This is a genomic window from Vagococcus lutrae, from assembly GCF_023299185.1.
Classification (GTDB): Bacteria; Bacillota; Bacilli; order Lactobacillales; family Vagococcaceae; genus Vagococcus_A; species Vagococcus_A lutrae.
Map to the genome: position 1 here is coordinate 852082 of NZ_CP097017.1, position 23378 is coordinate 875459.

At 38.3% G+C, this 23378-nt stretch carries 27 protein-coding genes, 1 tRNA gene and 1 other annotated feature; of the genes, 3 read left to right on the forward strand and 25 right to left on the reverse strand.

The features are described 5' to 3' along the window. Positions 1-4: 4 nt before the first annotated feature. Together mraZ and M2919_RS04030 are read right to left on the reverse strand one after the other, a co-directional pair. Complete coding sequence (gene mraZ, locus M2919_RS04025; RefSeq protein WP_023606029.1) at positions 5-436, reverse strand: division/cell wall cluster transcriptional repressor MraZ; 432 nt, start codon at positions 434-436, stop codon at positions 5-7. Positions 437-585: 149 nt separating this feature from the next. Beyond that, positions 586-948, reverse strand: a complete 363-nt coding sequence (locus tag M2919_RS04030; protein WP_126762600.1) for a DUF3397 domain-containing protein — start codon at positions 946-948, stop codon at positions 586-588. A 215-nt stretch (positions 949-1163) separates the two neighbouring features. Between M2919_RS04030 and M2919_RS04035 the strand changes: the two genes are divergently transcribed. Then, complete coding sequence (locus tag M2919_RS04035; protein WP_023606027.1) at positions 1164-1268, forward strand: DUF4044 domain-containing protein; 105 nt, start codon at positions 1164-1166, stop codon at positions 1266-1268. A 57-nt stretch (positions 1269-1325) separates the two neighbouring features. Here the strand turns inward: M2919_RS04035 and recN are convergent, their stop codons facing one another. The 14 genes from recN to M2919_RS04105 form a co-directional block, all read right to left on the reverse strand. Next, entirely contained in the window at positions 1326-3005 is a 1680-nt protein-coding gene (recN, locus tag M2919_RS04040) for a DNA repair protein RecN (protein ID WP_248849374.1), read from the reverse strand. 8 nt (positions 3006-3013) lie between these two features. Beyond that, the gene (locus tag M2919_RS04045; RefSeq protein ID WP_126762604.1) at positions 3014-3469 is read right to left on the reverse strand and encodes an arginine repressor; all 456 of its coding nucleotides are present in this window, start codon (positions 3467-3469) and stop codon (positions 3014-3016) included. A gap of 14 nt (positions 3470-3483) precedes the next feature. After that, positions 3484-4314 carry a TlyA family RNA methyltransferase gene (locus tag M2919_RS04050; RefSeq protein ID WP_248849376.1) on the reverse strand — a complete coding sequence of 277 codons (831 nt, stop codon included), beginning with the start codon at positions 4312-4314 and terminating at the stop codon, positions 3484-3486. A 4-nt stretch (positions 4315-4318) separates the two neighbouring features. Continuing rightward, entirely contained in the window at positions 4319-5227 is a 909-nt protein-coding gene (locus M2919_RS04055; RefSeq protein ID WP_248849377.1) for a polyprenyl synthetase family protein, read from the reverse strand. Then, positions 5224-5457, reverse strand: coding sequence for an exodeoxyribonuclease VII small subunit (locus M2919_RS04060; protein WP_023606022.1), 234 nt, complete (start codon positions 5455-5457; stop codon positions 5224-5226). Before M2919_RS04060 ends, M2919_RS04055 begins: the two co-directional genes overlap by 4 nt. Positions 5458-5460: 3 nt before the next feature. Next, positions 5461-6810 carry an exodeoxyribonuclease VII large subunit gene (gene xseA / locus M2919_RS04065; protein ID WP_248849379.1) on the reverse strand — a complete coding sequence of 450 codons (1350 nt, stop codon included), beginning with the start codon at positions 6808-6810 and terminating at the stop codon, positions 5461-5463. Between the two features lie 125 nt (positions 6811-6935). After that, positions 6936-7358 (reverse strand): transcription antitermination factor NusB, encoded by a 423-nt coding sequence (gene nusB / locus M2919_RS04070; RefSeq protein WP_248849381.1) that lies wholly within the window; start codon positions 7356-7358, stop codon positions 6936-6938. Continuing rightward, positions 7351-7779 carry an Asp23/Gls24 family envelope stress response protein gene (locus M2919_RS04075; RefSeq protein WP_126762610.1) on the reverse strand — a complete coding sequence of 143 codons (429 nt, stop codon included), beginning with the start codon at positions 7777-7779 and terminating at the stop codon, positions 7351-7353. Before M2919_RS04075 ends, nusB begins: the two co-directional genes overlap by 8 nt. A 27-nt stretch (positions 7780-7806) precedes the next feature. Beyond that, positions 7807-8364 carry an elongation factor P gene (gene efp, locus M2919_RS04080; RefSeq protein WP_023606018.1) on the reverse strand — a complete coding sequence of 186 codons (558 nt, stop codon included), beginning with the start codon at positions 8362-8364 and terminating at the stop codon, positions 7807-7809. 33 nt (positions 8365-8397) lie between these two features. Continuing rightward, complete coding sequence (locus tag M2919_RS04085) at positions 8398-9462, reverse strand: M24 family metallopeptidase (RefSeq protein WP_248849477.1); 1065 nt, start codon at positions 9460-9462, stop codon at positions 8398-8400. A 139-nt stretch (positions 9463-9601) separates the two neighbouring features. Then, on the reverse strand, positions 9602-9886 hold the full coding sequence (gene rpmA / locus M2919_RS04090) for a 50S ribosomal protein L27 (protein WP_023606016.1): 285 nt from the start codon (positions 9884-9886) through the stop codon (positions 9602-9604). A 21-nt stretch (positions 9887-9907) separates the two neighbouring features. Further along, the gene (locus tag M2919_RS04095; protein WP_248849382.1) at positions 9908-10246 is read right to left on the reverse strand and encodes a ribosomal-processing cysteine protease Prp; all 339 of its coding nucleotides are present in this window, start codon (positions 10244-10246) and stop codon (positions 9908-9910) included. A gap of 14 nt (positions 10247-10260) precedes the next feature. Beyond that, positions 10261-10569 (reverse strand): 50S ribosomal protein L21, encoded by a 309-nt coding sequence (gene rplU / locus M2919_RS04100; protein WP_023606014.1) that lies wholly within the window; start codon positions 10567-10569, stop codon positions 10261-10263. A gap of 18 nt (positions 10570-10587) precedes the next feature. Beyond that, positions 10588-10663, reverse strand: a sequence feature (ribosomal protein L21 leader region). A 55-nt stretch (positions 10664-10718) separates the two neighbouring features. Further along, the gene (locus tag M2919_RS04105) at positions 10719-11342 is read right to left on the reverse strand and encodes a TetR/AcrR family transcriptional regulator (RefSeq protein WP_248849383.1); all 624 of its coding nucleotides are present in this window, start codon (positions 11340-11342) and stop codon (positions 10719-10721) included. A 279-nt stretch (positions 11343-11621) separates the two neighbouring features. On the opposite strand from M2919_RS04105, the gene M2919_RS04110 reads away from it, so the two are divergent. Continuing rightward, positions 11622-11695, forward strand: a tRNA-Arg gene (locus M2919_RS04110). Between the two features lie 94 nt (positions 11696-11789). On the opposite strand, the gene M2919_RS04115 is transcribed toward M2919_RS04110, so the two are convergent. Both M2919_RS04115 and M2919_RS04120 read right to left on the reverse strand, forming a co-directional pair. Then, on the reverse strand, positions 11790-12221 hold the full coding sequence (locus tag M2919_RS04115; RefSeq protein ID WP_237662130.1) for a universal stress protein: 432 nt from the start codon (positions 12219-12221) through the stop codon (positions 11790-11792). 69 nt (positions 12222-12290) lie between these two features. Continuing rightward, positions 12291-12974 (reverse strand): O-methyltransferase, encoded by a 684-nt coding sequence (locus tag M2919_RS04120; protein ID WP_248849384.1) that lies wholly within the window; start codon positions 12972-12974, stop codon positions 12291-12293. A gap of 181 nt (positions 12975-13155) precedes the next feature. Here M2919_RS04120 and M2919_RS04125 point away from each other — a divergent pair, with 181 nt between their 5' ends. Beyond that, the gene (locus M2919_RS04125; protein ID WP_248849385.1) at positions 13156-15042 is read left to right on the forward strand and encodes a fructose-1,6-bisphosphatase; all 1887 of its coding nucleotides are present in this window, start codon (positions 13156-13158) and stop codon (positions 15040-15042) included. 14 nt (positions 15043-15056) lie between these two features. On the opposite strand, the gene M2919_RS04130 is transcribed toward M2919_RS04125, so the two are convergent. The 7 genes from M2919_RS04130 to M2919_RS04160 all read right to left on the reverse strand — a co-directional run bounded on the left by M2919_RS04130 (position 15057) and on the right by M2919_RS04160 (position 23332). Then, entirely contained in the window at positions 15057-16112 is a 1056-nt protein-coding gene (locus M2919_RS04130; protein WP_248849386.1) for an aldose epimerase family protein, read from the reverse strand. Between the two features lie 93 nt (positions 16113-16205). Beyond that, positions 16206-17681, reverse strand: coding sequence for a peptidoglycan DD-metalloendopeptidase family protein (locus tag M2919_RS10050; RefSeq protein ID WP_276520513.1), 1476 nt, complete (start codon positions 17679-17681; stop codon positions 16206-16208). Positions 17682-17956: 275 nt separating this feature from the next. Next, positions 17957-18220 carry a type B 50S ribosomal protein L31 gene (locus tag M2919_RS04140; RefSeq protein ID WP_023606007.1) on the reverse strand — a complete coding sequence of 88 codons (264 nt, stop codon included), beginning with the start codon at positions 18218-18220 and terminating at the stop codon, positions 17957-17959. 98 nt (positions 18221-18318) lie between these two features. Next, on the reverse strand, positions 18319-19593 hold the full coding sequence (gene rho, locus M2919_RS04145) for a transcription termination factor Rho (protein ID WP_126762627.1): 1275 nt from the start codon (positions 19591-19593) through the stop codon (positions 18319-18321). 23 nt (positions 19594-19616) lie between these two features. Next, positions 19617-20879, reverse strand: coding sequence for a UDP-N-acetylglucosamine 1-carboxyvinyltransferase (locus M2919_RS04150; protein WP_248849387.1), 1263 nt, complete (start codon positions 20877-20879; stop codon positions 19617-19619). 135 nt (positions 20880-21014) lie between these two features. Next, complete coding sequence (locus tag M2919_RS04155; RefSeq protein ID WP_248849388.1) at positions 21015-22355, reverse strand: DUF1958 domain-containing protein; 1341 nt, start codon at positions 22353-22355, stop codon at positions 21015-21017. A gap of 110 nt (positions 22356-22465) precedes the next feature. Then, the gene (locus M2919_RS04160) at positions 22466-23332 is read right to left on the reverse strand and encodes a VOC family protein (RefSeq protein ID WP_248849389.1); all 867 of its coding nucleotides are present in this window, start codon (positions 23330-23332) and stop codon (positions 22466-22468) included. Positions 23333-23378: the final 46 nt, after the last annotated feature.

Consider the following 23378-nt stretch of genomic DNA (forward strand, 5'->3'; position numbering starts at 1 on the left):
CTTTCTAAAATCCAAAATCAATCATTGTTTCGGCAAGTTCATCATAATTTTCTTCTGCTTCTAATGCATATTGTTGCCATCTCTCTTCACTCCAAATTTCAATACGGTTTGCAACTCCGATTACGACACAGGCTTTTTCCAGTTGTGCGTGCGCGCGTAAGGTAGGTGGGATATTAATACGTCCTTGCTTATCAATATCACATTCTGTTGCTGCAGAGTAAAAGAAACGGACGAATGTTCGTGCATCTTTTTTTGATAGTGGCAATTCTTGAAGTTTTTCTTCCAATTGTTGCCATTCTAATTGTGGGTACACAAATAAACAGCCGTCCATCCCTCGTGTTACAACAAATTTGTAACCTAAGTTTTCTCTAAATTTAGAGGGCATGATGAGACGACCTTTTGAGTCAATATTATGTGTAAACTCTCCCATAAACATGATATTGGACCTCTTTCCCCACATAGTACCTTTAGTCTACCACATCCCCCCACTTTCTACCACTATCAGTCGAGATTTTTTTCCTTTTTTTACCTATCTTTAAAAAACAAAAAATACTTACAACACACTGCCGATGTGTCGTAAGTATTTTAAGTAAAGATTCCATAAATGGCTAATCCGATATAGACGACGATTAGCACTAAAAATGTAATGCGCCAAAACATTTTGAAAAAGCGGCGATACTGAATATCACCAAAATACCGAGCATGACCTATTGCTACTCCCATCCCTATAAATAACACTAATATTAATACATAAGGAAGAACCGATATTTCAAATAATTCTTTCGATAAAAAGTGCAATCCTATAAATAGAAAGAACGTAGCTAAATCTGGCGATTTCAAACCGATTTTTTCATATAAAGATAAGCGCTGCACAAGATAATTACATGCAAAAATCACTAATATTGGAAATAAATACCATAACAGTCTTACGACATTAAATGTACTCATATTTTAAAAACCTCTTCCATAAGATAACATATAGATTTTACAAAACTATTTAACCTAGATAACTTTCCAATGTCATTTTTATATGACAACATTACTAATATACCAAATTTATTTACATTTGCGTAGTATCTTTTCAGATTCTCTACGATTTGTAACTTGCAACCATCACTAAAACAGGTATAATGTAACTAGTCTATCAATAAAGGATGAAATCAATGAACTCAAAAAAATTTAACACGATAAAAAAAATCGTCATTTGGATTATGTTAATTGCGATTGTCGGCTCTGCCGTTTTAGCAGCTGTCGCAAGTATTCTGTAAGCAAAAAAACTCGTAGCGAAATTGCCAAAGTAAAAAAGGCAGTTTCACTGCGAGTTTTTATTTGTGTGCTTGTTTTAATAATTCACGTGCATGCTCACGAGATAAATCGGTAATCGTCTCTCCCGCTAACATTCTAGCGATTTCTATTTCGCGCTCGTCATTATTTAAAATCGTCACATCTGTTAACGTCCGTCCGTCTACTACTTTTTTGCGGATATAGTATTGTTGATCGGCATGTGCCGCCACTTGAGGTAGATGAGTGATACAAAGAACTTGCGAGTCCACTGCAATATCATGAATTTTCTCTGCAATCGCTTGGGCTACACGTCCACTAACCCCTGTATCCACTTCATCAAAAACAATACTGGTAACGCCATGCGTTTTAGAAAAAATAGTCTTCATCCCTAAAATAATTCTCGATAGCTCGCCTCCAGACGCCACTTTTTCTAACGGCTTTAAAGGTTCTCCCGGATTGGTCGAAATATAAAAACTAATCATATCCCAACCGTCGTCACTCAGTTCTTTCTTTTCACGTCGGACTTCGAAACGTGTTTTTTCAAGATACAAATCTCCAAGTTGCTCTATAATCGCTTTCTCTAATGACACACTGAGCGTCTCTCTTGCTTGTGTTAATTGTTGAGCTAATTCCTCTAGCTGTTCGTGCTGTTCGTTAATCGTTTTTTGAAGAGACGTTAACGACCCTTCGACATTTTGGCTTTCCGCTAATTCACTCGCAATTTCATCGAAATATTCCAGTATTTTCTCAATGCTATCCCCATACTTTTTCTTTAATCGGATAATCGTCGTCAAGCGTTCTTCGACTTCTTCTAAACGATTATCATCCATTTCCGTATGTGTAAGTTGTTGACTAATGTCACGTGCTACTTCTTCTAACTGGTAATAACTGTCACGTACCCCTTCTGCTATCGTCTGATAAGCACTGTCCAAATGCTCAATCGCCTCCATTGCAGCCATGGCTTCGCCAATTTGTTCCAACGCCCCGATATTCATATTTCCTTGAATGATATCATAACTTTTAGATAGTTGTTGTACAATTTCTTGATAATTGGCTAAAAAATCACGCTCTTGTTTTAACGCCTCCTCTTCGCCTATTTTTAGATTCGCTTCTGCAATTTCATCATGTTGAAATTGCAACATATCCATTCTTTGCGCATGTTCGCGTTCATTTTGCTGATAATTTCTCAAAAGGCGCACATTTGCTTGATAGGATTCAAACAATTCTTGATAGCGTGCTTTAAGCAGCGCGAGCGATTCGCCTCCATATTGATCTAAAAAAGAAAGATGACGTTCGCTATCCATTAATTCTTGGTGTTCATGTTGTCCGTGAATATCTACTAATAATTGGCCGACTTTCTTTAAGGCTTGCGTGTTCACGAGATGACCATTAATTCGACAGACATTCTTCCCCGATAATGAAATATCACGTGATAGAATCATCGTACGCTCAGTGGCTTCAATTCCTAGCGATTGCAAGTAAGGCGTCATTCGTTCGAAAACGTGTGATGACACTTCAAACTGCCCTTGCAACTGAGCTTTTTTTGCGCCTTCTCGGATAAAATCAGTAGAACCTCGTCCACCTACCAACAAGCCTACGGCATCAATAATAATGGATTTTCCCGCACCTGTTTCCCCTGTTAAAACGGTCATGCCTTCCGAAAATGATAAATCCAATTGTGAAATAATCGCAAAATCTTTAATAGTTAATTCTTGTAACATTTTTTCACCTACTTTGTCACATATGTGCTAAACGATTGATAGAGTTGATACGCTTCTTTTTTATCCAAACAAAACAATAAAACCTTATCATCATCGGTCATGACAGTAAATAAATAGTCGAGATATTCCTCCTCGATAATCCTCGCGATGGCGGTGGCACTTCCCGGAGTGGTTTTGAGCAACACCTTATCACGTTGATAAGAGACATGAACAAGACTCCCACTTAATAAACGGCCTAGTTCTTCTGGTATATACGACGGACTTGTTTCCGGTAACCGATAGTGAAAAGTTCCTTTTTTCGACTTCGTTTTAATTAATTTCATCTCTTTAATATCACGTGAAATAGTCGCTTGTGTCACTTCAATACCTTTATCACGTAACGCCTCGACTAATTCACTTTGATTGCCTATCGTTTCACGTTTTAAAATATCTGCAATAAGAGTTTGTCGTGTTCGTTTTTTCATCTTTATCAACTCCTTTACGCGTCAGTTAATTGTTGATGAGCCTCTTCCACTACTTTTACAATCGTTGCACGCTCATTATCCTGCAATCTCTGTGGTTCAGATGACTTAGGCCAAACTAAGTGAACGAGAAACTCAATATTCCCCTCACCACCCTTTACTGGAGAATAAGAAACACCTTTAACCAAATAGCCTTCATTTAACATAAAATCAAGCATTTCCTCTAAGACCATTTGATGAACCGCAGGGTCTTTAATGATACCTTTTTTACCAACATTTTCTTTCCCTGCTTCAAACTGCGGTTTGACAAGGCAAACGACTTCTCCATCAACAGCTAGTATCGTTTTTAAAACTGGTAATATAAGTTTTAAAGAAATAAATGAGACATCAATCGTCGCAACTTGTGGGACTCCCTCAGTAAAATCTTCAGGCTTAGCATAACGAAAATTCATTCTTTCCATCACAATTACACGATCATCTTGTCGCAACTTCCATGAAAGCTGATTATAGCCGACATCTAAAGCATAGCTTTTGACCGCACCCGCTTGTAAAGCAACGTCGGTAAACCCACCTGTCGAAGCACCAATGTCTAAGACAATCTTGTCTTGCATGTCAATAGAAAAAACTTTCAGTGCTTTTTCTAATTTCAATCCACCACGAGAAACATATTTTGGCCCTTCGCCTTTCAACTGCAACATGGTGTCACTGGCTAACTTCGTACCCGGTTTATCAATCCGTTCATTTAACTCATCATAGACTTTCCCAGCCATAATCAAACGTTTGGCTTGTTCTCTCGTCTCTGCTAAACCTTGTTGATACGCCAGTATATCTGCTCGTTCTTTCTTCATCGCCCTATCGTTTCCTCTCTACTGGTATCTCTGCTAACCCTTGAATAATCGCTTCTAGTGCGGAAATCGACCCTTCCATTTTACGATAGCGTTGAAGGTCATTTAGAACGGAGCTAATCGTGCGCTCAAAAACATTAATTGCCTCATCAAGTCCTAACAAGGAAGTGTACGTACTTTTTTCTCGCTCTACATCCACACCCGTTTGCTTACCTAATTCATCAGTACTTCCTACCACGTCTAAAATATCATCGCGAATTTGAAAAGCTAGCCCTAGTTGATTCCCCATTTCTGTAAATCGACTAACTGTTTCAAAAGGCTGTTGCGTTAACATGGCGCCTAACGTCAACGGTAACGCCAATAAACGACCTGTTTTTCGTTGATGAACAGCAGATAATTGTTCTAAAGGAAGCTGTTGTTGTTCCCCTTCCATATCTGCTACCTGACCAGCTACCATACCGTTTGCACCAGAACTCCAAGCCAACTGGGTCATCGCTTCAACACGTAAGTCGGCCGGTAGCGCGCTACAACCAATAAGATGAAATGCCTCTGTCAACAAAGCATCGCCAGCTAAAATTGCGAGTGCTTCCCCATACACTTTATGATTGGTCGGTTTTCCCCGACGTAAATCATCATCATCCATTGCGGGTAAATCATCATGAATCAACGAGTAAGTATGAACCATCTCAATAGCAGCTGCCACATCTACTTGCGCTTGGGTTATTTCTTCATCAAAAAAAGCCACCGTTGCAAGTAACAATAGCGGACGAATCCGTTTTCCACCAGCCGATACCGAGTACATCATCGCTTCTTTTAAAGAAGGCTCGGATGTCACTGATTGAATATGTTGAGACATCGTTTCATCTACTCGATTACGATACGCTGTCATAAACTCGGTACTGTTGACTGTTTTCATTCCGAATCTCCTTCATCAAAAAGTGTCGTCGTCCCATCTTCATTCATAATTTTAGTCAGCATTTCATCGGCATCTGCCAGTTTTTTCTGACACATTTGACTTAACTCAACGCCTTTTTTAAACTGTGTCAGTGCTTTTTCTAGTGGAATATCCCCACGTTCCAATTCTTTTACAATGGTTTCCAATTCTGAAATTGCTACTTCAAAACTCATTTTTTCTTTTGTTGCCATTAATTAAACTTCTCCTTCTATAGTGTGCTGAATAGTGGTGACCGTTGACTGAATCGTTCCATCTGCGACATGTATCATCATCTCGTCTTGAGGTGCAACTTGTTTGACACTCTTGACTATTTTTTCATCTTTTGTCACATAAGAATACCCTCGCGTCATCGTCTTCAAGGGACTTAACATATCTAGTGCTGCAGCAAGTTCTATAAATTGCTGCTCTTTTTTTTGTTGATAGTGATCTTTGGCAGCTAATAATTGCCGTTCTAAATAATCAGCTTGCTGCGACGCTAAATCAATGCGCGCTTTTGGCTGTTGTTGTTTCAAACGATGGGTTACATCTTGAAACTGTGCTTCTTTATCATAAAGCGTATTTTTCATCGCTTGTTTAAATGCTATGACTTGGCGGTCTAAGGCTAAGCTATAATTCTCATAAAGCCGATGAGGTTGCTTCATCACGTAGGATTCCATAACCGTTGCTAAACGTGTCCGCTCTTTTTCCATTCTTGTTGTCATACTGGTTAAAAGACGTTGCTCTCTCTCTTTTAACTTCAACCATTCTTCCTGTAAATTAGGGACCGCAAGCTCCGCTGCAGCCGTTGGCGTCGCCGCTCTAACATCTGCAACCAAATCGGCCAAAGTCGTATCTGTTTCATGACCGACTGAAGAGATTAGCGGCGTTTGCAAACTATAAATTGTGCGCACGACAATTTCCTCGTTGAAAGGCCATAAATCTTCAATAGAGCCTCCTCCACGCGCTAAAATAATCGTATCGAAATCCCCTTTATCTGCTTGTTTCAGACTCGATACAATATCCGGTGCGGCTTGATTACCTTGTACCAACGTTGGAAAAATAGTTAGCTCGACTAATGGATAACGTCGTTTAATCGTCGTCATAATATCGCGAATAACCGCACCTGAAGGACTCGTCACAACTGCGATTTTTTCAGGATACTTGTTTAACGCACGTTTTTCTCCAGAAAACAATCCTTCTGCTGCTAATTTTTCTTGTCGCTCGCGTAAAGCTTGATACAAAGCGCCTACGCCATCTGGCTCCATATGTTCGACATATATTTGGTACTGTCCGGTCGCTTCATATAAAGAAATACGTCCGATTACTAAGACTTTCATCCCTTCTTCGGGAGAAAACTTTAATTTTTGAAAAGCCGACTTAAACATGACGGCATTAATTTTAGCTTTTTCATCTTTTAAAGAGAAATATTGATGACTATTTTGACGATTACGATAATTCGACACTTCGCCAATCAAATAGACTCTTTCCAGATAAGGATCTCGTTCAAATTTTTGTTTTAAATATTTCGTTAAAGATGCGACTGTTAAATATTGTGTTTCTGACATTTAAATGCCTCACTTTCACCGTCTCACAATTTGGAAACATTCCTTTGAAATCTACCTTATTCTATCATAATTGCTCATTTTAAACAGTATTCCTCACAAACAAAAATAGAGAAGTCATCACTTCTCTATTTTTGTTCAGATATAATAACGGAAAGGACACCATTTATAAATTTACGAGATGAATCATCACTGTACGTCTTAGCTAATTCAAGCGCTTCATTCAAAGCTACTCGGTTCGGGACGTCATCTTCATGTAAAATCTCATAAACGGCTAATCGTAAAATCATCAAGTCAACTTTTGAAAGACGTGGTAACGTCCAGCCTTTAAGATGTTCACTAATAAGCTGATCCAGTTCCATTTGATTCTTTTGAACACCTTCAAGCACTTGAAATAAGTAAGATGGAATATCATCGTACTCCTCATCATGTAACGAAAGTGTTAGTAAAATAGCCCGTTCTAGCGAAATATCCTCATGAAAATCTAAAGAATACAACGTTTGGATGGCTCTCTCACGTATTTCTCTACGGGTTACTTCCACTCTATTCATCCTCTTCTAATTGTAACAATTCATCCAGTGTAGGGTTGACCATTTTTTCTGGTATCACACCCACTACATGAATGTTTACTTCTTTTAATTCTAAATCAGTCATAAATAAAACTTGTTCTTTGACTTTTTCTTGCATTGACAGTGCTACTTTAGGCACAGATACACCATAATTTAAATAACAGTATAAATCAACTTTAATACCGTCTTCATCAATGTTTAAAGAGACACCTTTACGATGATCCGCTTTACCAAGCAACTCATTAACGTTAGAAGCTAAGTTACCTCGCATACCATAAACACCGTCAATTTTAGCGGCACTAATCCCAATAATCACTTCTAAAACTTCTGGTGCAATTACAATTTCGCCACCGAAGTCGCCATTGTCGACATTTTCTAAAATTAACTCTGCTGTTTCTTCCATTACACTGTTCTCCTTTCGCTTGCTTGACTAAGCACGTGAAGAATATGAGCCATCGTCAGTATTGATAATTAATTTATCGCCAGCATTCACAAAGAAAGGCACTTGTACAACTAAGCCTGTTTCCATAGTAGCTGGTTTAGAACCACCTGATGCTGTATCTCCTTTGATACCAGGTTCTGTTTCTTTTACTTCTAATGTTACCGTATGTGGTAAATCTACTCCAATTGTTTCAGCACCATACATGATAATGTTACATACGCTGTTTTCTAATAGGTAGTTTAATTCTTCTTCAATTTGCTCTGTTGGCAATTCTACTTGCTCGTATGTTTCAGTATCCATGAAGACATGGCTGCCGCCACTTTCATATAAATATTGCATTTTACGGTTGTCGATTTGGGCACGTCCTACTTTTTCGCCTGCACGGAATGTTTTTTCTTGAATATTCCCGTTACGTAAATTTTTTAATTTTGTACGCACAAATGCGGCACCTTTACCAGGTTTAACGTGTTGGAAGTCAATAACTCGCCAAATGCCTCCGTCAATCTCTACTGTTAAACCTGTTTTAAAATCGTTTACTGAAATCATCTCTTGTCCTCCTATTAAATACAATCGTTCATTTTATAATATAATTAATTCTTTTGGTGAGTGCGTTAAAATTTCAACACCTGTTTCGGTCACAAGCAAATCGTCTTCAATACGTACGCCACCAATTTCTGGATAGTACAAACCAGGTTCATTTGTAATCACGTTACCCGGTACAAACTTTTTATGAGCGAGTTTTGAAACACTTGGCCCTTCATGGACTTCTAAACCAATACCATGTCCGGTAGAGTGACCAAATGCATCTGCATGACCTTTACTACGGAAATAATCGCGTGCCACAGCATCTAACTCAACGCCTGTCATACCTGGTTTAGCTACTTCATTAACTTTTAACTGTGCGTCTAATACCAATTGATAAAGCTCTTTTAACTCTTCTCCAGGGTCGCCTAAAGCAATAGTTCTCGTCATATCTGATACATAGCCATTAAAATAGCATCCGTAATCTAGTGTAATCATGTCGCCTTTTTCAATAACTTTGTCACTCGCAACACCATGCGGCATAGATGAGCGTAAGCCACTTGCAACAATCGTATCAAACGAAATACCTGAAGCACCTAGTGAACGCATATAAAAATCAAGCTCTGTCGCCACTTGGATTTCTGTCATGCCTGGTTTGATAAAATCTAAAATATGAGTGAAGGCTTTGTCACCAATTGCACACGCTTGTTTAATAATTTCAATTTCACCAGGTTCTTTTACCTCACGTAACGCTTCAATTGCCCCAGCAACTGGCACAAGCTCACATGGGATAACTTCGTCTAGCACGCCATATTGCTGATAAGAGACGTACATTTCCTCAAAAGCTAAACGTTTTAACCCTTGCTCTTTAACAATTTTTCCTACTTCTTCAAAAATAGGTCCAACATTTTGAACGACTTCATATCCAACACACTGTGTGCTAGCTTGTTTAGTATAACGGAAGTCCGTCACAAAATAAGCATCTTCTAACGTAATAACAGCCAAGCCTGTCGTGCCAGTAAAGCCTGATACATATCGTAAATTATAAGTACTTGTCACTAAAAAGGCATCGAGATCTTGTTCTTTCATCCAGTTTCTTAATTTTTCTACACGTTGATTCACAACATCAACCTTCTTTCTAGAATAGAATTCCAATGCCATTATACCAAATAAAAAGTTGAAATTAAACATTAATCCTTTATATTCATGAATTCTACTCAAGAAACAAAAAAACTCTCTGTTAACAGAGAGTTTCAAATGATTACTGTGCTACCGGGTAGACAGAGACTTGTTTTTTGTCGCGGCCTTTTCTTTCGAAGCGAACCACTCCATCGATTTTCGCATAAAGTGTATCGTCGCCACCTTTACCTACGTTTTCACCTGGGTAAATTTTTGTTCCACGTTGACGATATAAGATAGAACCACCTGTTACAGTTTGTCCATCAGCACTTTTCGCACCTAAACGTTTAGATTGTGAATCACGACCGTTGGCAGTAGAACCGCCCCCTTTTTTCGTCGCAAAGAATTGTAAATTCATTTTTAACATGAGTTCGCACCTCCTATTTTCTTAGTCGATATGAGAAACCTCTACAAATTCCCCATAGTTTTCTTGAATATCTTGCAGTCCTAAAACAACATTTTCCAAGAGTATTTGTGTCACTAACGCTTCATCTGTTGTCAAATCTTCTCTAACAGACAGATAAATGTAGCCTTCATTGTCATTATCAATATCTAAAATAGGTGCCACACCTGATAACTTTTCAATACCATTGATTGTACTGATGACAATCGCGGATACTGCAGCACAAACAATATCACTTCCATAAGGGCCAGCGTTCGCATGACCAGATACTTCTAGCATGGTAATCGTTTGTTGCTTATCTCGTTTAAAACGACAGTGTATCATGGCTAACCTCTCTTTTAGGCATTAATCGCATCAATCATCACTTTTGTGTATGGTTGACGGTGACCTTGTTTACGGTGAGTATGTTTTTTAGGTTTGTATTTAAACGTAACAACTTTCTTCTGTTTACCTTGTTTTTCAACAGTTCCTTCAACAGTTGCACCTGCTACTAATGGTGTTCCAACTTTTGTGTCTTCGCCACCTACTAATACCACTTCATCAAAAACAACTTTTTCTCCCGCAGCAACATCTAATTTTTCAATGTAGATCGCTTGACCTACTTCTACTTTTACTTGTTTACCACCAGTTTTAATAATTGCGTACATGCTATAAAGCACCTCCTTCATTAGACTTAGACTCGCCATTGTAAGCGATCAATAACAGATACTTAAAACTTACTTTGAGCGGTTGTAGTTGTGGTGCTCACAATTACAACAGAAATAGTGTACCAAATTATAGACACAAGGTCAATCTTTTATTGTCCTTTATTCACAGTTTCTTGATTTTCTGGTCCATAAAAGAAGTCTACAATCCCAGCTTCTTCTATAAATTGAGAATCTAATATCTTACTTAAGTTCTCTGCCATGTATCGTGTAGCATAAATCTTACCATTGGCATCCCATCCATCGACGTACCCTAACAATGTATACATCAAGTAGTTCATTAAGATTGTTTGCGGAATACGCGTACGATCTTTTTTGTAATGCTTTTGATACGTTTGGATCTCTTCTGACAAACGCTCCATAAGTTGCTGACGATATAATTCTGAATTAGAATCATAAATAAGTGTTTCAAAGAAAGAAATATGAACCTCAGCAAATTCTAAATATTTCATTAAAGAAAAACGATAGACTGTTTCGTCTTCTGTATCGGGAATCATTGTTTCGTAAAAGAACTCATCTATTATTTCGCTCATCATCGTTTCAACAAAAAACTCTTTATCACGATAGTGAAGGTAGAATGTCCCTCTTGTGACTTCTGCTGTTTCTGTTAAGTTTTTAACGTTTATTTCTTGAATTTGATTTTTTGATAACAACGTAAGAAACGCTGCCTTTAATTTACTACGCGTTTTTAAAACACGCGGATCAACTTTTTCCATGCAAAAACCTCCTAAATATATGGCTTAGCTTCATCATTTAATAACAAGCGTAAGTTTAGCTTTTTTCTTTTTAATTGTCTATCCCTGATATTTTATTTTCTCTTGATAATATCGACCAAAAAAAGATTATTTGGTTCGATAAATATTATTATATCAACTTTTTTATTAACTTTTGGGATATTTTTATTAAATCTACGTATATTTTTAAATAGTATTTTTTAAATTTTGGCATTGACTTTTACTTGCAATTTCAATATAATCATTAGTGTTGTGCCATAAGTCATAGTAGCTCAGCAGGATAGAGCATTCGCCTTCTAAGCGAACGGTCGGGGGTTCGAATCCCTCCTGTGACGTCCTAAACCACTAGAATACTTCTAGTGGTTTTTTTGTTATCTCATATTTAATTCTTAAAAAGGCAAACGAACAGAGACGTTCGTTTGCCTTTTTTTATTTAACAACTAATACATTAACTGGCGCGTGCTTAACAATATAGTCAGTGGTCGAGCCAACTGTCCATTTTTGGATACCGCCTTTTCCTGAAGCACCGACAACGATTAAATCAATAGGATACTGTTCTGGTATGGTCTTTGCAAGATATACTTTAGGGTTCCCCAACTCGACTATCCCAGTCATCTTCTCAACGCCATATTCTTTAGCATCGTACAGTTTTTTCAGGACTTCTTTTTCCACGTTTTCTTTTTCATCCGCTAACATGGTCGCATAGTTATACAAACTATAGGCAATCTCGACATCATTAACAATACAGGCAATATACAAATGGGCGTGATGCAACTCGGCTAAAAACAACGCTTCTTGAAATGCTTTCTCTGCACTATGAGATCCGTCAATCGCGACTAGAATATGCTGATATCCTTTCATTGTCATCGCCTCCTTATCTGTATTATAACACAAATAAAAAGAGCATGCCTATTTCAGCACACTCCTATCTTATAATACGACGTCATCACTTTCTTTAGTGATTAATAAAATGCCATCTCCCAAAGGCACGATAGAGCTCGTTAAATCTGGATGATTTAAAACCTTTTCAAATAGCAAATTAAGTTTACGATGAATCGTTCGTTGATTTTTAGGTATCGCCTCGCGTGGATGTGTAACAGTTCCGCCTTGTAACACATCGTCAATCATAATAACCCCGCCTTTTGGTACAAGGCGTAAACACTCTGGTAAAAACTCGATATACTTCGACTTCGCACTGTCCATAAAAATAAAATCATAAGGCCCGGTTAAAGTAGGTAACACATCAGCTGCGTCGCCTTCTAAAAGGGTGACACGCTCCGTCAGTCCCAGCTTTTCATAATTCTCACGTGCTTTTTTTATCATGACGTCATAACGGTCAATCGTTGTCACATGCCCGTCTTTCCCTACATATTGACTCATCAAACTAGATGAAAAACCAATCGCTGTGCCTATTTCTAGTACTTCACGCGGTTTTATCTGACCGAGTAAAAATTGTAAAAAAACAACTGTTTCATGCGGAATAATTGGCACATTATTTTCATACGCTGTTCGTTCAATTTCTCCAAGCAAGCCTGGTAACGGCTTTTGTTCATATCTAATAAAATCGACCACTTCCTGTTTCACAACGGGTCGACGCATCATCGGATTTCTCATATTATTCACTCCTGTTCTTATGACGTTCCTATTATACGTAATTCATCATTTAGTTGCAAACACCTCCTAAGTTAACCAACTATTATCTTTAATTGGTACAGTTGACTAAAGCCTTTATTAAGTCTATGATTATTCTTGTATAAACAATATGGTATATCTAAAACATTAGGAGGAAAGTCTTTTGAATACACGGTTTACAACGTCATCGGCAGAACTCACTGAGCTAATGAATCTCCGCTCTATCTTAAATCTCCCAAAAGGAACGGAACATTTTGTGAGTGACTTGCATGGTGAATTTGAAGCTTTTCAACACGTTTTAAGAAACGGCTCAGGTAGTATTAAAGAAAAAATAGCCGTTGCTTTTCAAAATAAACTAACGACAGACGAACAAAATGAACTAGCATTTCTCATCTATTACCCTGAAGAAGTCTTAGACGAAGTTAAACAAAAAATGATTTCTAATGAAGAAATAAACATTTGGCAAAAAGAAACCATCCAATTATTGATTGAATTAGTCCGCTTTTCATCAACAAAATATACCCGTTCAAAAGTTCGCAAATCATTACCACCCGCTCAAGCTTACTTAATTGAAGAGCTTTTATATCAGGATGCTAGCGACTATAACAAACAAGATTATTATGAACAAATCTTATCAGACATCATTTTATTTAAACAGGCGGATACGTTTATCATTGGTCTCTCCTATACGATTCAACGATTAGTCGTTGATCATCTGCATGTTGTAGGAGATATTTACGACCGTGGACCATCTCCTGATAAAATCATGGAAACACTGATTCATCATCATTCTGTCGATATTCAGTGGGGAAATCATGACATTATTTGGCTTGGTGCCTTCGCTGGCTCTCATTTATGCATGACGACTGTCATTCGTATTTGTGCTCGCTATAACAATTTAAGTATTATTGAAGATAGCTACGGCATCAATTTACGTCCACTACTCTCCCTAGCCGAAACTTACTATGACGACAACCCTGCTTTTCGACCAAAAGAAGCAAAAGATAGTGAGTTGACCGATAAAGAGCGACGACAAATCACTCAGATTCATCAAGCTATTGCGATGATGCGATTTAAACTCGAACTACAATGGATTGATCGCCGACCTGAATATGCTATGGAAAAACGTGCGTTACTGCGCCATATTGACTATGAAACAGAAACGATTCATTTAAATGGAAAGACATATCCTTTAGAAAATACTTGCTTTCATACTGTAAACCCAGAAACACCCGACCTTTTACTACCAGAAGAGAAAAAAGTATTAAAACAACTGATGCACGCTTTTCAACACTCTGAAAAATTAAAACGTCATCTCGATTTCTTAATCAAAAAAGGTAGCATGTACCTTTGCTATAATAATAATCTCTTAATACACGGCTGCATGCCTTTAACTGAAGACGGGCAGTTCCAATCTTTGACGCTCCACGATCAACACTATCAAGGTAAGGCACTTCTTGATTTTTTTGAAGAAGCTGTTAGAACCGCTTATGAACAACCTGACTCTTATCAAGATTTTTATACTGACACTCTTTGGTACTTATGGTGTGGCGAATACTCCTCACTATTTGGCAAAGACGAGATGACAACATTTGAACGCTACTTTATTAAAGACAAAGCGACGCACGTTGAAAACAAAAATCCTTATTACCGCTTGCGCAATTGCCCAACGGTATGCCAAAACATCTTAACAGAATTTGGCCTTAGCGAAACTGACAGTCATATTATTAACGGCCATACCCCAGTAAAAGAAATCAACGGTGAAAATCCTATTAAAGCAGAAGGCAAACTCATTGTGATTGACGGTGGTTTTTCTAAACCTTATCAACAAACCACTGGTATCGCTGGCTACACATTGATTTACAACTCATACGGCATGCAACTCGTAGCGCACCAACCATTTACATCAAAAAAAGAAGCGTTGAAAAACAGGCAGGATATTATATCTACTAAACGATTAGTTGACAGAGTCGTCAAAAGAAAGCGCGTTAAAGAAACAAATATTGGCGCTCAACTACTTAAAATGATTGATGAATTAAACAAAAAGTAAAAAAATCCACATTATTAATGTGGATTTTTTTCATGCCATCGATAAATCGTTGTCGAACGAAAGACGTCATTTGGTTTTAACACAATATTTCCAAAGTCCTCTTGATTAATAGCATCAGGCAATGCTTGTGTTTCAAAAGTGATACCGCTATGATGTCTGACTTCTTGTTCACGCATCGTTATAGTTTTATCCCCCAGATTTAATGTAAAAATCACGATAGATGCGGCATCTGTATACACTGATAGAGTAAGACCTGTTTCTAATGATTTTATTGATGCCTGTGGGATTTCTAAAGAAGGCTGATTTAGGACAAAGGGATGGTCATAGCCACCAACAGCTAATACTTGCTCATCTGTTAAAGAGAAAACATCTTCCAGTCTTGTTCCTGCGTCATCTCGCACGTCAAATGCCGTCCCTACAACTGACTGTTTCTTCCCTATCGGCAAATTATTCGCAAGGAGCGGGACGTACCTATCAGCATTCACGTACAACAAGTGATTATCTATCGTCTGTTCGTAATGACCATTTAAATTAAAATACACATGGTTCGTAGGATTAAATAAAGTCGTTTCATTCGTTTTAGCTTCATAGTCGATTTGCCACGTCATATCTTCTGAAATCGTATACGTGACCTTCACGTTTAAATCGCCCGGGAAACCATTCTCCCCAGCTGGACTAAATAAGTGAAAAACTAATTTTCCCAATCCGTTTTCCACAGTTGCTTCGGCTTCCCAAACAGCTTCTTCAAAACTATGAGGACCGCCATGTAAAGTATTCCCTTGTTCATTTTGAGTGAGTTGAACTGTTTGATTGTCATAAGTATAATGGCCATTCGCAATTCTACCTGCCACACGGCCAATCGTTGCACCTATGTAAGGATCTTTCTCTAAATACTCTGTGGCACTATCCATGCCTAAAACGGTTTCAATTAGTTGCTGATTTTTATCCAATACTTTCCATGATACAATCCGTGCGCCTAAATTCGTCGCCGAAAAAACTTCTCCTTTTTCATTTATAAATGAATAACAAAAAACATCTTCTAAGCCAAACGCTTTCGTTTCTAATTTCATGGTAAACCTCCCATTGTTTTCTTCATTTTAACATATCCGTTCTAAAATGAAAAAAACATCCTAAACAAAATCGTTTAGGATGTCCATATTTGCTTATTTTTCAATAATTAAGTTTGGATTCATATGACCCTTGTACAAGCCTTCTTTACCATTTAACAATTCAAAGTGAAGGTGACTACCTGTACTACGTCCCGTTGATCCAACTGTTCCAATCATTTGACCTCTTGAAACAGTATCACCTTTTTTAACAGATAACTTATCCATATGGGCATAACGTGTTAATAATCCCGTTGGATGCTGGATAATGACAGAATTCCCATAACTATCTCCCATATCTGCTGCTTGAATGACAATCCCATTTCTCGCTGCTAAGACACGTGTTCCTGTTGGCATTGGTAAATCTAAGCCTGTATGGAAATCAGCATGCCCGGTAAATGGATCTAAACGCCACTCATATCCTGAGACAGTCGTTGCTTTTTCTTCTAGTGGGTAACCCCAGTCTTTGTCGTCAATTTCAATATCTTCAACAATTTTTAACACTTCTTTATCCGTTAAATCCATATCGTCAAAACGATCTAATTCATACGCTTCAATTAAGCCATTTAATTTTTTCGCATAAGACGTATCCGTTGCGTAACGGCCTGTTAAGAAAGCTGTCACGTCTTCATATGTGTTGTCTTTTGTACGCCATGCTCCTTTATAAAAATCTGTCTTTAATAATTTCGCATAGTCTTCTAAAGAGTCATGATAATTTTCATACTTTCTAAAGACACTTGTAATCGTGTAAAGATTACCACGCCCGTCATCCTCATGTGTTAAGAAAGAGACACCTTTTCCTTCATGTGTTCCTTTAATACCAAATAAGTTAAAGTTACCTGGCGCAGCTAAATCGCTATTTCCACTCGCACTTTCTAAAATTGCCTGTGCTAACATAACTGATGTAAACAACTCATATTCTTTAGCTAATTGATAACTTGGCAAAGTAATCTCTTTTAGGAACTCATGCGTATCACGATTTGGCGTGACTTTAACACTACCTTCTTCCACTAACAAATCTTGGCTCAGACCTGGTAATGGCGTGACAACTTGATTGCCCTGTGGATAAGCCGGTGCCACTGGCGTCACTTGTGGACGAGCTGGCGCTTGCGGCTGTGATGGAGCTGTCGGCTGAGAAGGAACACTTGGTTTTTCTTCCGGTTTTGACGGCTTTTCAGGCTTCTCTTCCGGTTTAGAAGGTTGCTCTGGTTTTTCCTCTGGTTTTTCTTCCGGTTTTGTTTCAGGTGTTTCTTCCGGTACTTCTGGTTTCTCTTCTGGTTGAGAAGGTTGTTCTTCCGGCTGTACAGGCTCAACTGGAACAGTCGGCTCGACAGGAACTTCTGTCACTTCACCTGATGCTTCAGTTTCTGTGCTTTCTGCCGACGTTTCCTCTGTCGTCTGAGCTGCCTCTGTCGTCGGATGAGCCGCTTCATCTTTTTCATTCGCTAAAACAATAATCGGACTCACATTGGCACTTAATAATGTTGTACTTAGAAACAACATGCTCAACTTTCTTTTAAAATTATAGTTCATATATATTAACTCCTTTGTTATTCAAACATTCTAACCAACTTTTCTGTATATATAACGATCTAATTATACTACACAAATTATAATAATTCTAGTATTTAAATAAGATTATATAGAGTCGTCATTAATCCGTGAAAATACCGTCATTTTTAAGTGTTTTCGTCTAAGAAAGCACTTAAGTTTGTGAAACATTCCCCTTAACTTACTCTTTAAAAAAAGAGCTCCCTTATCAGGAAGCTCTTAAAACATCACCGAAGCAATGCCTTCGAATTCTAAAATTATTTTGCAGCGTTTTCGTCTGCCAAACCGTATTTCTTGTTGAAACGGTCCACGCGTCCGTCTGCTTGAGTGAATTTTTGACGTCCTGTATAGAACGGATGTGAATCAGAACTGATTTCCACACGTACTAATGGGTATGTGTTACCGTCTTCCCACTCAACAGTTTCATCAGAGTGTTTTGTTGAACCTGATAAAAATTTAAAGCCTGTTGTTGTATCCATAAACACAACTGGATGGTATTCTGGATGAATTCCTTGTTTCATGATTTTCTCTCCTTTGCCCTGAATCATTTGCTGAAACAGAGTTTCTTCTTAAGTTTTTATAACAGAACTATGATAGCACGTTTCACTATAAAAGACAACTACCTTTTGTTCGATAAAGAAACGTCTTTCAATGCTAAGCACAATTCTTCATTATTTTTCGTTTGACGCATCATTTCTAACAATTGTTCCGTGTAACCTAAAGAGTCACCTTTCATCAAGCGACGAATCTTCCAAGTTTCTTCGAGTTGCTCCTTGCTTACGAGTAGCTCTTCTTTTCTCGTACTCGAACGTTTAATATCTATCGCAGGGAATACGCGACGTTCCGCTAGCTCACGCGATAAATGTAGTTCCATGTTACCTGTCCCTTTAAACTCTTCATAAATAACGTCATCCATACGACTGCCTGTATCAATCAACGCCGTAGATAAAATCGTTAAGCTACCGCCTTCTTCGATATTACGTGCGGCGCCAAAGAATTTTTTAGGACGATAAAAAGCCGCAGGATCAATCCCTCCACTTAACGTTCGACCACTTGGCGGAATTACCAAGTTGTAGGCACGAGCCAACCGTGTAATATTATCCATTAAGATAACCACATCGCGCTTATCTTCCACTAATCGCATCGCCCGTTCTAATACGAGCTCTGAGACACGCGTATGATTTTGCGGTTGCAAATCAAACGTCGAAGAAACGACATCTGCTTTAACACTACGTTCTATATCGGTTACTTCTTCTGGACGCTCATCTAGTAACAATACGATAAGCTCGACATCAGGATGATTTTCCGTAATGCCATTGGCAATTTCTTTGATTAAACTTGTTTTCCCCGCTTTAGGTGGTGCTACAATTAATCCACGCTGACCGAAGCCAATCGGTGAAAACATATCAATCATTCGACTACCTAAACGGCCACGTGTCGTTTCTAACACAAGCTGATGATCAGGATATATCGCTGTTAACGCTGGAAAATGCGGGCGTTCTTTCGCTTCTTCTGGATTTTTTCCATTGACTGTTTCAACGTGCATCAGGCCATAATAGCGTTCACTTTCTTTTGGCGGACGCGCTTTTCCACCCACTTTATCCCCATTTCGTAAACCGAAACGACGGATTTGGGAAGAGGAAATATAGATATCTTCTTGACTTGGGCTATAGTTAATCGGACGTAAAAATCCATACCCATCTTGAGAAACGATATCTAGCACGCCTTCCATCATGAAGAAGCCTTGTTTTTCAGCTTGTGCCCGAATTACCGCAAGCGACAATTCCTTTTTATTCATTTGACTGTAATACGGGATTTTAAACTGACGCGCGTACTCGTAAATTTCTTTTAACGTGCTGTTATCCAGTTCTCCCATTGTTAGGTAATCTTTCATAAGTATCCTTTCTGATTTTAAAACTAGTTTTCGTCATCCATTCGTATATCAGCACCAAGAGCTGTCAACTTATCGACAATCGAGTCATATCCTCTTAAAATATGTTCGACATTCGTAACTGTTGTCGTTCCTTCTGCCATTAAGCCAGCAATGACTAGACAGGCACCTGCTCGTAAATCCGTTGCCGCTACTTCTGCTCCTTTTAAAACAGACTGTCCGTCAGAAATAATCATGTTCCCTTCAACATGACAACGTCCTCCCATTCGTGCTAGCTCCGGTATGTGATTCACTCGTTGTTGATAAATCGTATCTTCAATAACACTTTCTCCTTCTGCTTTTAACAACAGTGGGGTAATAGGTTGTTGCAAATCAGTCGCAAAACCAGGATACGGATAGGTTTTAATATTGACTGGTTTTAACTTATCCACTGGATGAACGAAGATGCTATCTTCACGAACATCCATGTTAACACCCATTTCTTCTAACTTTGATAAAAAGCTCTCTAAATGCTCATGAATGACATTCGTCACATAAACACCGTCGCCCACTGCCGCAGCAAGAGCTAAGTAAGTGCCCGCTTCTATGCGGTCAGGTATCATCGCATGACGACACCCAGAAAGTTTTTCTACCCCTTCAATACGGATTTCATTTGTGCCAGCACCTTTGATATTAGCTCCCATATTATTTAACAAAGTAGCTACGTCGATAATTTCAGGTTCCCTTGCTGCGTTTTCAATCACAGTCTTTCCTTTTGCTTTAACCGCTGCTAACATGACGTTAATCGTTGCACCGATCGAAACCATATCCATATAGATACGCGTTCCCTCGAGGTCACCATTTTCGGTACGCAAATACATGGCACCGTGTTCATTGCTAACCGTCGCACCTAATGCTTCAAAACCTTTAATATGTAAATCAATCGGACGTGGGCCTAAATAACAACCACCAGGCAAGCCAACAACCGCTTCACCAAACTTACCCAGTAATGCCCCCATAAAATAATAAGAAGCCCGTAAACTATTAATCTTTCCACTAGGCATAGGCATGGATACCATACCACGTGGGTCTATGGTCATTTCATTGTTTTCAAACGTCACTTTTACGCCCATTAATTCTAATATCTCTTTTAATGCGTGGACATCATCAATATCAGGTACACCCTCTAAGACCACTGGAGAATCTGCCAAAATCGCTGCTGGAATTAAAGCCACCGCGCTATTTTTAGCTCCGTCTATTGCAACGTCTCCTTTTAACTTTTTACCACCATTTATAATAAATTTCGTCATCGATGTCATTCCTCTTATTTGCTCTATTTTTAATTGTACTTCTATTATAGCCAATCTTAATCATTTTACCATATTACCGCCTAGTTAAAAAGACTCGATAAAAAAAGAGTGGTTTCCCACTCTTCAACAAAACGCTTAATGACGGCGCCATTTTTTAACTAATGCGATTATCAATAAAATAATAAGTAGGACTAATACAACAATAATAGAAAACAATCCTTTTAAGGTCAGCGGCAATTGTTGCCACTGATGCCAAAACGTCATCGTTTTTAATGATGTGGTTGTCTTAGTCGTCGATTTTTTTAAAGGATTAATCGTTTTAAGTTCTGCTTTTACGCCTCGTTCACCCACATCTTCTTTTAATGCAGCTAATTCACTTTGAATGCTCACGCGTTTATCCTCAGCTTGATACGTGAGAATTGGCTCACTGTCTTTAGGAACAACATCATAATAATCTTCTGCTAACAGATAGGTTTGACCGTCAATCTCCACCTCGCCTTTTTCGGCAAGCAAGCGATACTCGTATCGATCAAACGCATAGTCTAGTAATACATTTCCAAACGTATGGCGAATCATCTCACCATCTTGATTGCTCCAATCGCCTATTCCTAACAAAATTTCAACAAAGCGTGTTTCTCCACGCTTAGCAGTAGCAGACATATTAAAACCAGCGTTCCCGCTAGACCCAGTCTTAATCCCGTCAAAGCCCTCGTATTCATATATAGCTCCTGGCAAAGAGTGTAAATGCGATTCAAACGTTTCCTCATACGGCGTACCCGCTTTGACTGTTACCACTCTATTCTTACTGTGATCAAGTATAAAAGGATATTTCTTTAGCAAATGATACGTTAAAATCCCTAAATCACGTGCGGTAGACTCATTATCTCCTTCTGGGTCGGCACCTGGCACCATATTAACCCCTAGATATTTATTAGGCGCGCCCAATGGATTATAAAAGGTTGAATTTTCCATTCCCAATTGACTCGCTGTTTCATTCATCCATTGTACAAATAAAGCGCGGTCACCGTCAGACACGATATCCGATAATAATAATGTCGCGGCATTAGACGATGGGACGACAATCAAATCAAGGAGTTCTTGTATGGTATAAGTCGCACCCAATTGCATATTATTGTTACTGAGATTGTAATCTTGTGCCATATCAACATAAGGCTGCGTAATCGTAATGGTTTGATTCAATCCTTCTTCCCCAAGTTTTTCCAAAGCAACAAAAATCGTCATCAACTTAGAAACGCTTGCCGTCTTCCATTTTAAATCTGCTTGATTTTCCCAAACAACACGTCCTGTTTCTAGTTCATATACGAGACTGGATTTAGGTTGGTCACTTTCATTTACCTCGTATGGTGACTCATTCATTAACTCCATCAACGAAACAGCTTGCATAGATGACGCACCTCCAAGCATCATCCATACTACCAATATCCCTCTTAAAACTATCTGATTTACTCTTTTCATCTACCTTCTCCTTTTTGTGATGTCTTTCATATTGTAGGCAATATTTCAAAAAAAAGAAAGAGTAAAAATAAAAAGCTTCTGTTACGAGGCTCATAACAGAAGCTTTTTCATTATTTTTTGACACGTTTTACATGAAACCACAAATGAATCCCATTAGGATCGTCTAACTGTAAGACTTGCTTACCTTTATCATAGTAGTAATCATGACCACGATGGCATAGATGCGCTTTTAACGCTTCTAATTCTTCAACACTTTGCATGTTAAATACGATATAATCTAAACCAAGATTTTCATCACTTTGTGTTTCTTCGTCGATTTTATACCAATTACTCATACAGACATCATAGTAGTCTTTATCGGTCGACAAATATTTAATACTATCGAATGGTACTTCTTGAGAGCTAAAACCTAAAACATCTTGATAAAACGCCATACTTTGTTCTAAGTCATGGACATTTAAATGAACGTGACCAACACGTGCTAAAGCGGTCAATCCACGTAAAGGTTCTTTCGTCTCAGCTAGTAGTGACGCTTTATCTAACGGTTTTATTTGTTTCATGGTTGGTGTCGTATCCACAGTCGGCTTATCCCAATAAATTTTAATGACATTGTATTCTGGGTCTTCTAAAAAGATTTCTTCAGCATAACCAACATCGACTAACTCGATAACAGGATAGTCATGTGCGAGTAATTGTTGATAGATTTTACTTAGCTTGACGCGAGATGGTACAACTAACCCTAAGTGATGTAAACCGTTGTGTGTATACGGGCTTGGAATACCGTCTTCTTTCTCCATTAAGACGAGCAAACGTTCTTTCGTCTCTTTGATTCCTAAAAATGCCATCCCATTTTCTTCACTTAAAATATCAAATTTCAAAATATCATGATAAAACGCTAATTGTTTTTCTAAATTTTCTACTTTTAACGCCACAAAGCCTACTGCTGTATCTGGCGCTATACGAAATTTGTTCGTCATTCTCCATTTCCCTCACTTTTCTTTTCACATACCCTGTTTATCATCC

Excerpts from the sequence above, each read along its gene's own strand:
- mraZ (WP_023606029.1), bottom strand. The coding sequence starts at position 436 with ATGTTTATGGGAGAGTTTACACATAATATTGACTCAAAAGGTCGTCTC.
- M2919_RS04030 (WP_126762600.1), bottom strand. The coding sequence starts at position 948 with ATGAGTACATTTAATGTCGTAAGACTGTTATGGTATTTATTTCCAATA.
- M2919_RS04035 (WP_023606027.1), top strand. The coding sequence starts at position 1,164 with ATGAACTCAAAAAAATTTAACACGATAAAAAAAATCGTCATTTGGATT.
- recN (WP_248849374.1), bottom strand. The coding sequence starts at position 3,005 with ATGTTACAAGAATTAACTATTAAAGATTTTGCGATTATTTCACAATTG.
- M2919_RS04045 (WP_126762604.1), bottom strand. The coding sequence starts at position 3,469 with ATGAAAAAACGAACACGACAAACTCTTATTGCAGATATTTTAAAACGT.
- M2919_RS04050 (WP_248849376.1), bottom strand. The coding sequence starts at position 4,314 with ATGAAGAAAGAACGAGCAGATATACTGGCGTATCAACAAGGTTTAGCA.
- M2919_RS04055 (WP_248849377.1), bottom strand. The coding sequence starts at position 5,227 with ATGAAAACAGTCAACAGTACCGAGTTTATGACAGCGTATCGTAATCGA.
- M2919_RS04060 (WP_023606022.1), bottom strand. The coding sequence starts at position 5,457 with ATGGCAACAAAAGAAAAAATGAGTTTTGAAGTAGCAATTTCAGAATTG.
- xseA (WP_248849379.1), bottom strand. The coding sequence starts at position 6,810 with ATGTCAGAAACACAATATTTAACAGTCGCATCTTTAACGAAATATTTA.
- nusB (WP_248849381.1), bottom strand. The coding sequence starts at position 7,358 with ATGAATAGAGTGGAAGTAACCCGTAGAGAAATACGTGAGAGAGCCATC.
- M2919_RS04075 (WP_126762610.1), bottom strand. The coding sequence starts at position 7,779 with ATGGAAGAAACAGCAGAGTTAATTTTAGAAAATGTCGACAATGGCGAC.
- efp (WP_023606018.1), bottom strand. The coding sequence starts at position 8,364 with ATGATTTCAGTAAACGATTTTAAAACAGGTTTAACAGTAGAGATTGAC.
- rpmA (WP_023606016.1), bottom strand. The coding sequence starts at position 9,886 with ATGTTAAAAATGAATTTACAATTCTTTGCGACGAAAAAAGGGGGCGGT.
- M2919_RS04095 (WP_248849382.1), bottom strand. The coding sequence starts at position 10,246 with ATGATACACTGTCGTTTTAAACGAGATAAGCAACAAACGATTACCATG.
- rplU (WP_023606014.1), bottom strand. The coding sequence starts at position 10,569 with ATGTACGCAATTATTAAAACTGGTGGTAAACAAGTAAAAGTAGAAGTA.
- M2919_RS04105 (WP_248849383.1), bottom strand. The coding sequence starts at position 11,342 with ATGGAAAAAGTTGATCCGCGTGTTTTAAAAACGCGTAGTAAATTAAAG.
- M2919_RS04115 (WP_237662130.1), bottom strand. The coding sequence starts at position 12,221 with ATGAAAGGATATCAGCATATTCTAGTCGCGATTGACGGATCTCATAGT.
- M2919_RS04120 (WP_248849384.1), bottom strand. The coding sequence starts at position 12,974 with ATGAGAAATCCGATGATGCGTCGACCCGTTGTGAAACAGGAAGTGGTC.
- M2919_RS04130 (WP_248849386.1), bottom strand. The coding sequence starts at position 16,112 with ATGAAATTAGAAACGAAAGCGTTTGGCTTAGAAGATGTTTTTTGTTAT.
- M2919_RS10050 (WP_276520513.1), bottom strand. The coding sequence starts at position 17,681 with ATGAACTATAATTTTAAAAGAAAGTTGAGCATGTTGTTTCTAAGTACA.
- M2919_RS04140 (WP_023606007.1), bottom strand. The coding sequence starts at position 18,220 with ATGAAACAAGGAATTCATCCAGAATACCATCCAGTTGTGTTTATGGAT.
- rho (WP_126762627.1), bottom strand. The coding sequence starts at position 19,593 with ATGAAAGATTACCTAACAATGGGAGAACTGGATAACAGCACGTTAAAA.
- M2919_RS04150 (WP_248849387.1), bottom strand. The coding sequence starts at position 20,879 with ATGACGAAATTTATTATAAATGGTGGTAAAAAGTTAAAAGGAGACGTT.
- M2919_RS04155 (WP_248849388.1), bottom strand. The coding sequence starts at position 22,355 with ATGAAAAGAGTAAATCAGATAGTTTTAAGAGGGATATTGGTAGTATGG.
- M2919_RS04160 (WP_248849389.1), bottom strand. The coding sequence starts at position 23,332 with ATGACGAACAAATTTCGTATAGCGCCAGATACAGCAGTAGGCTTTGTG.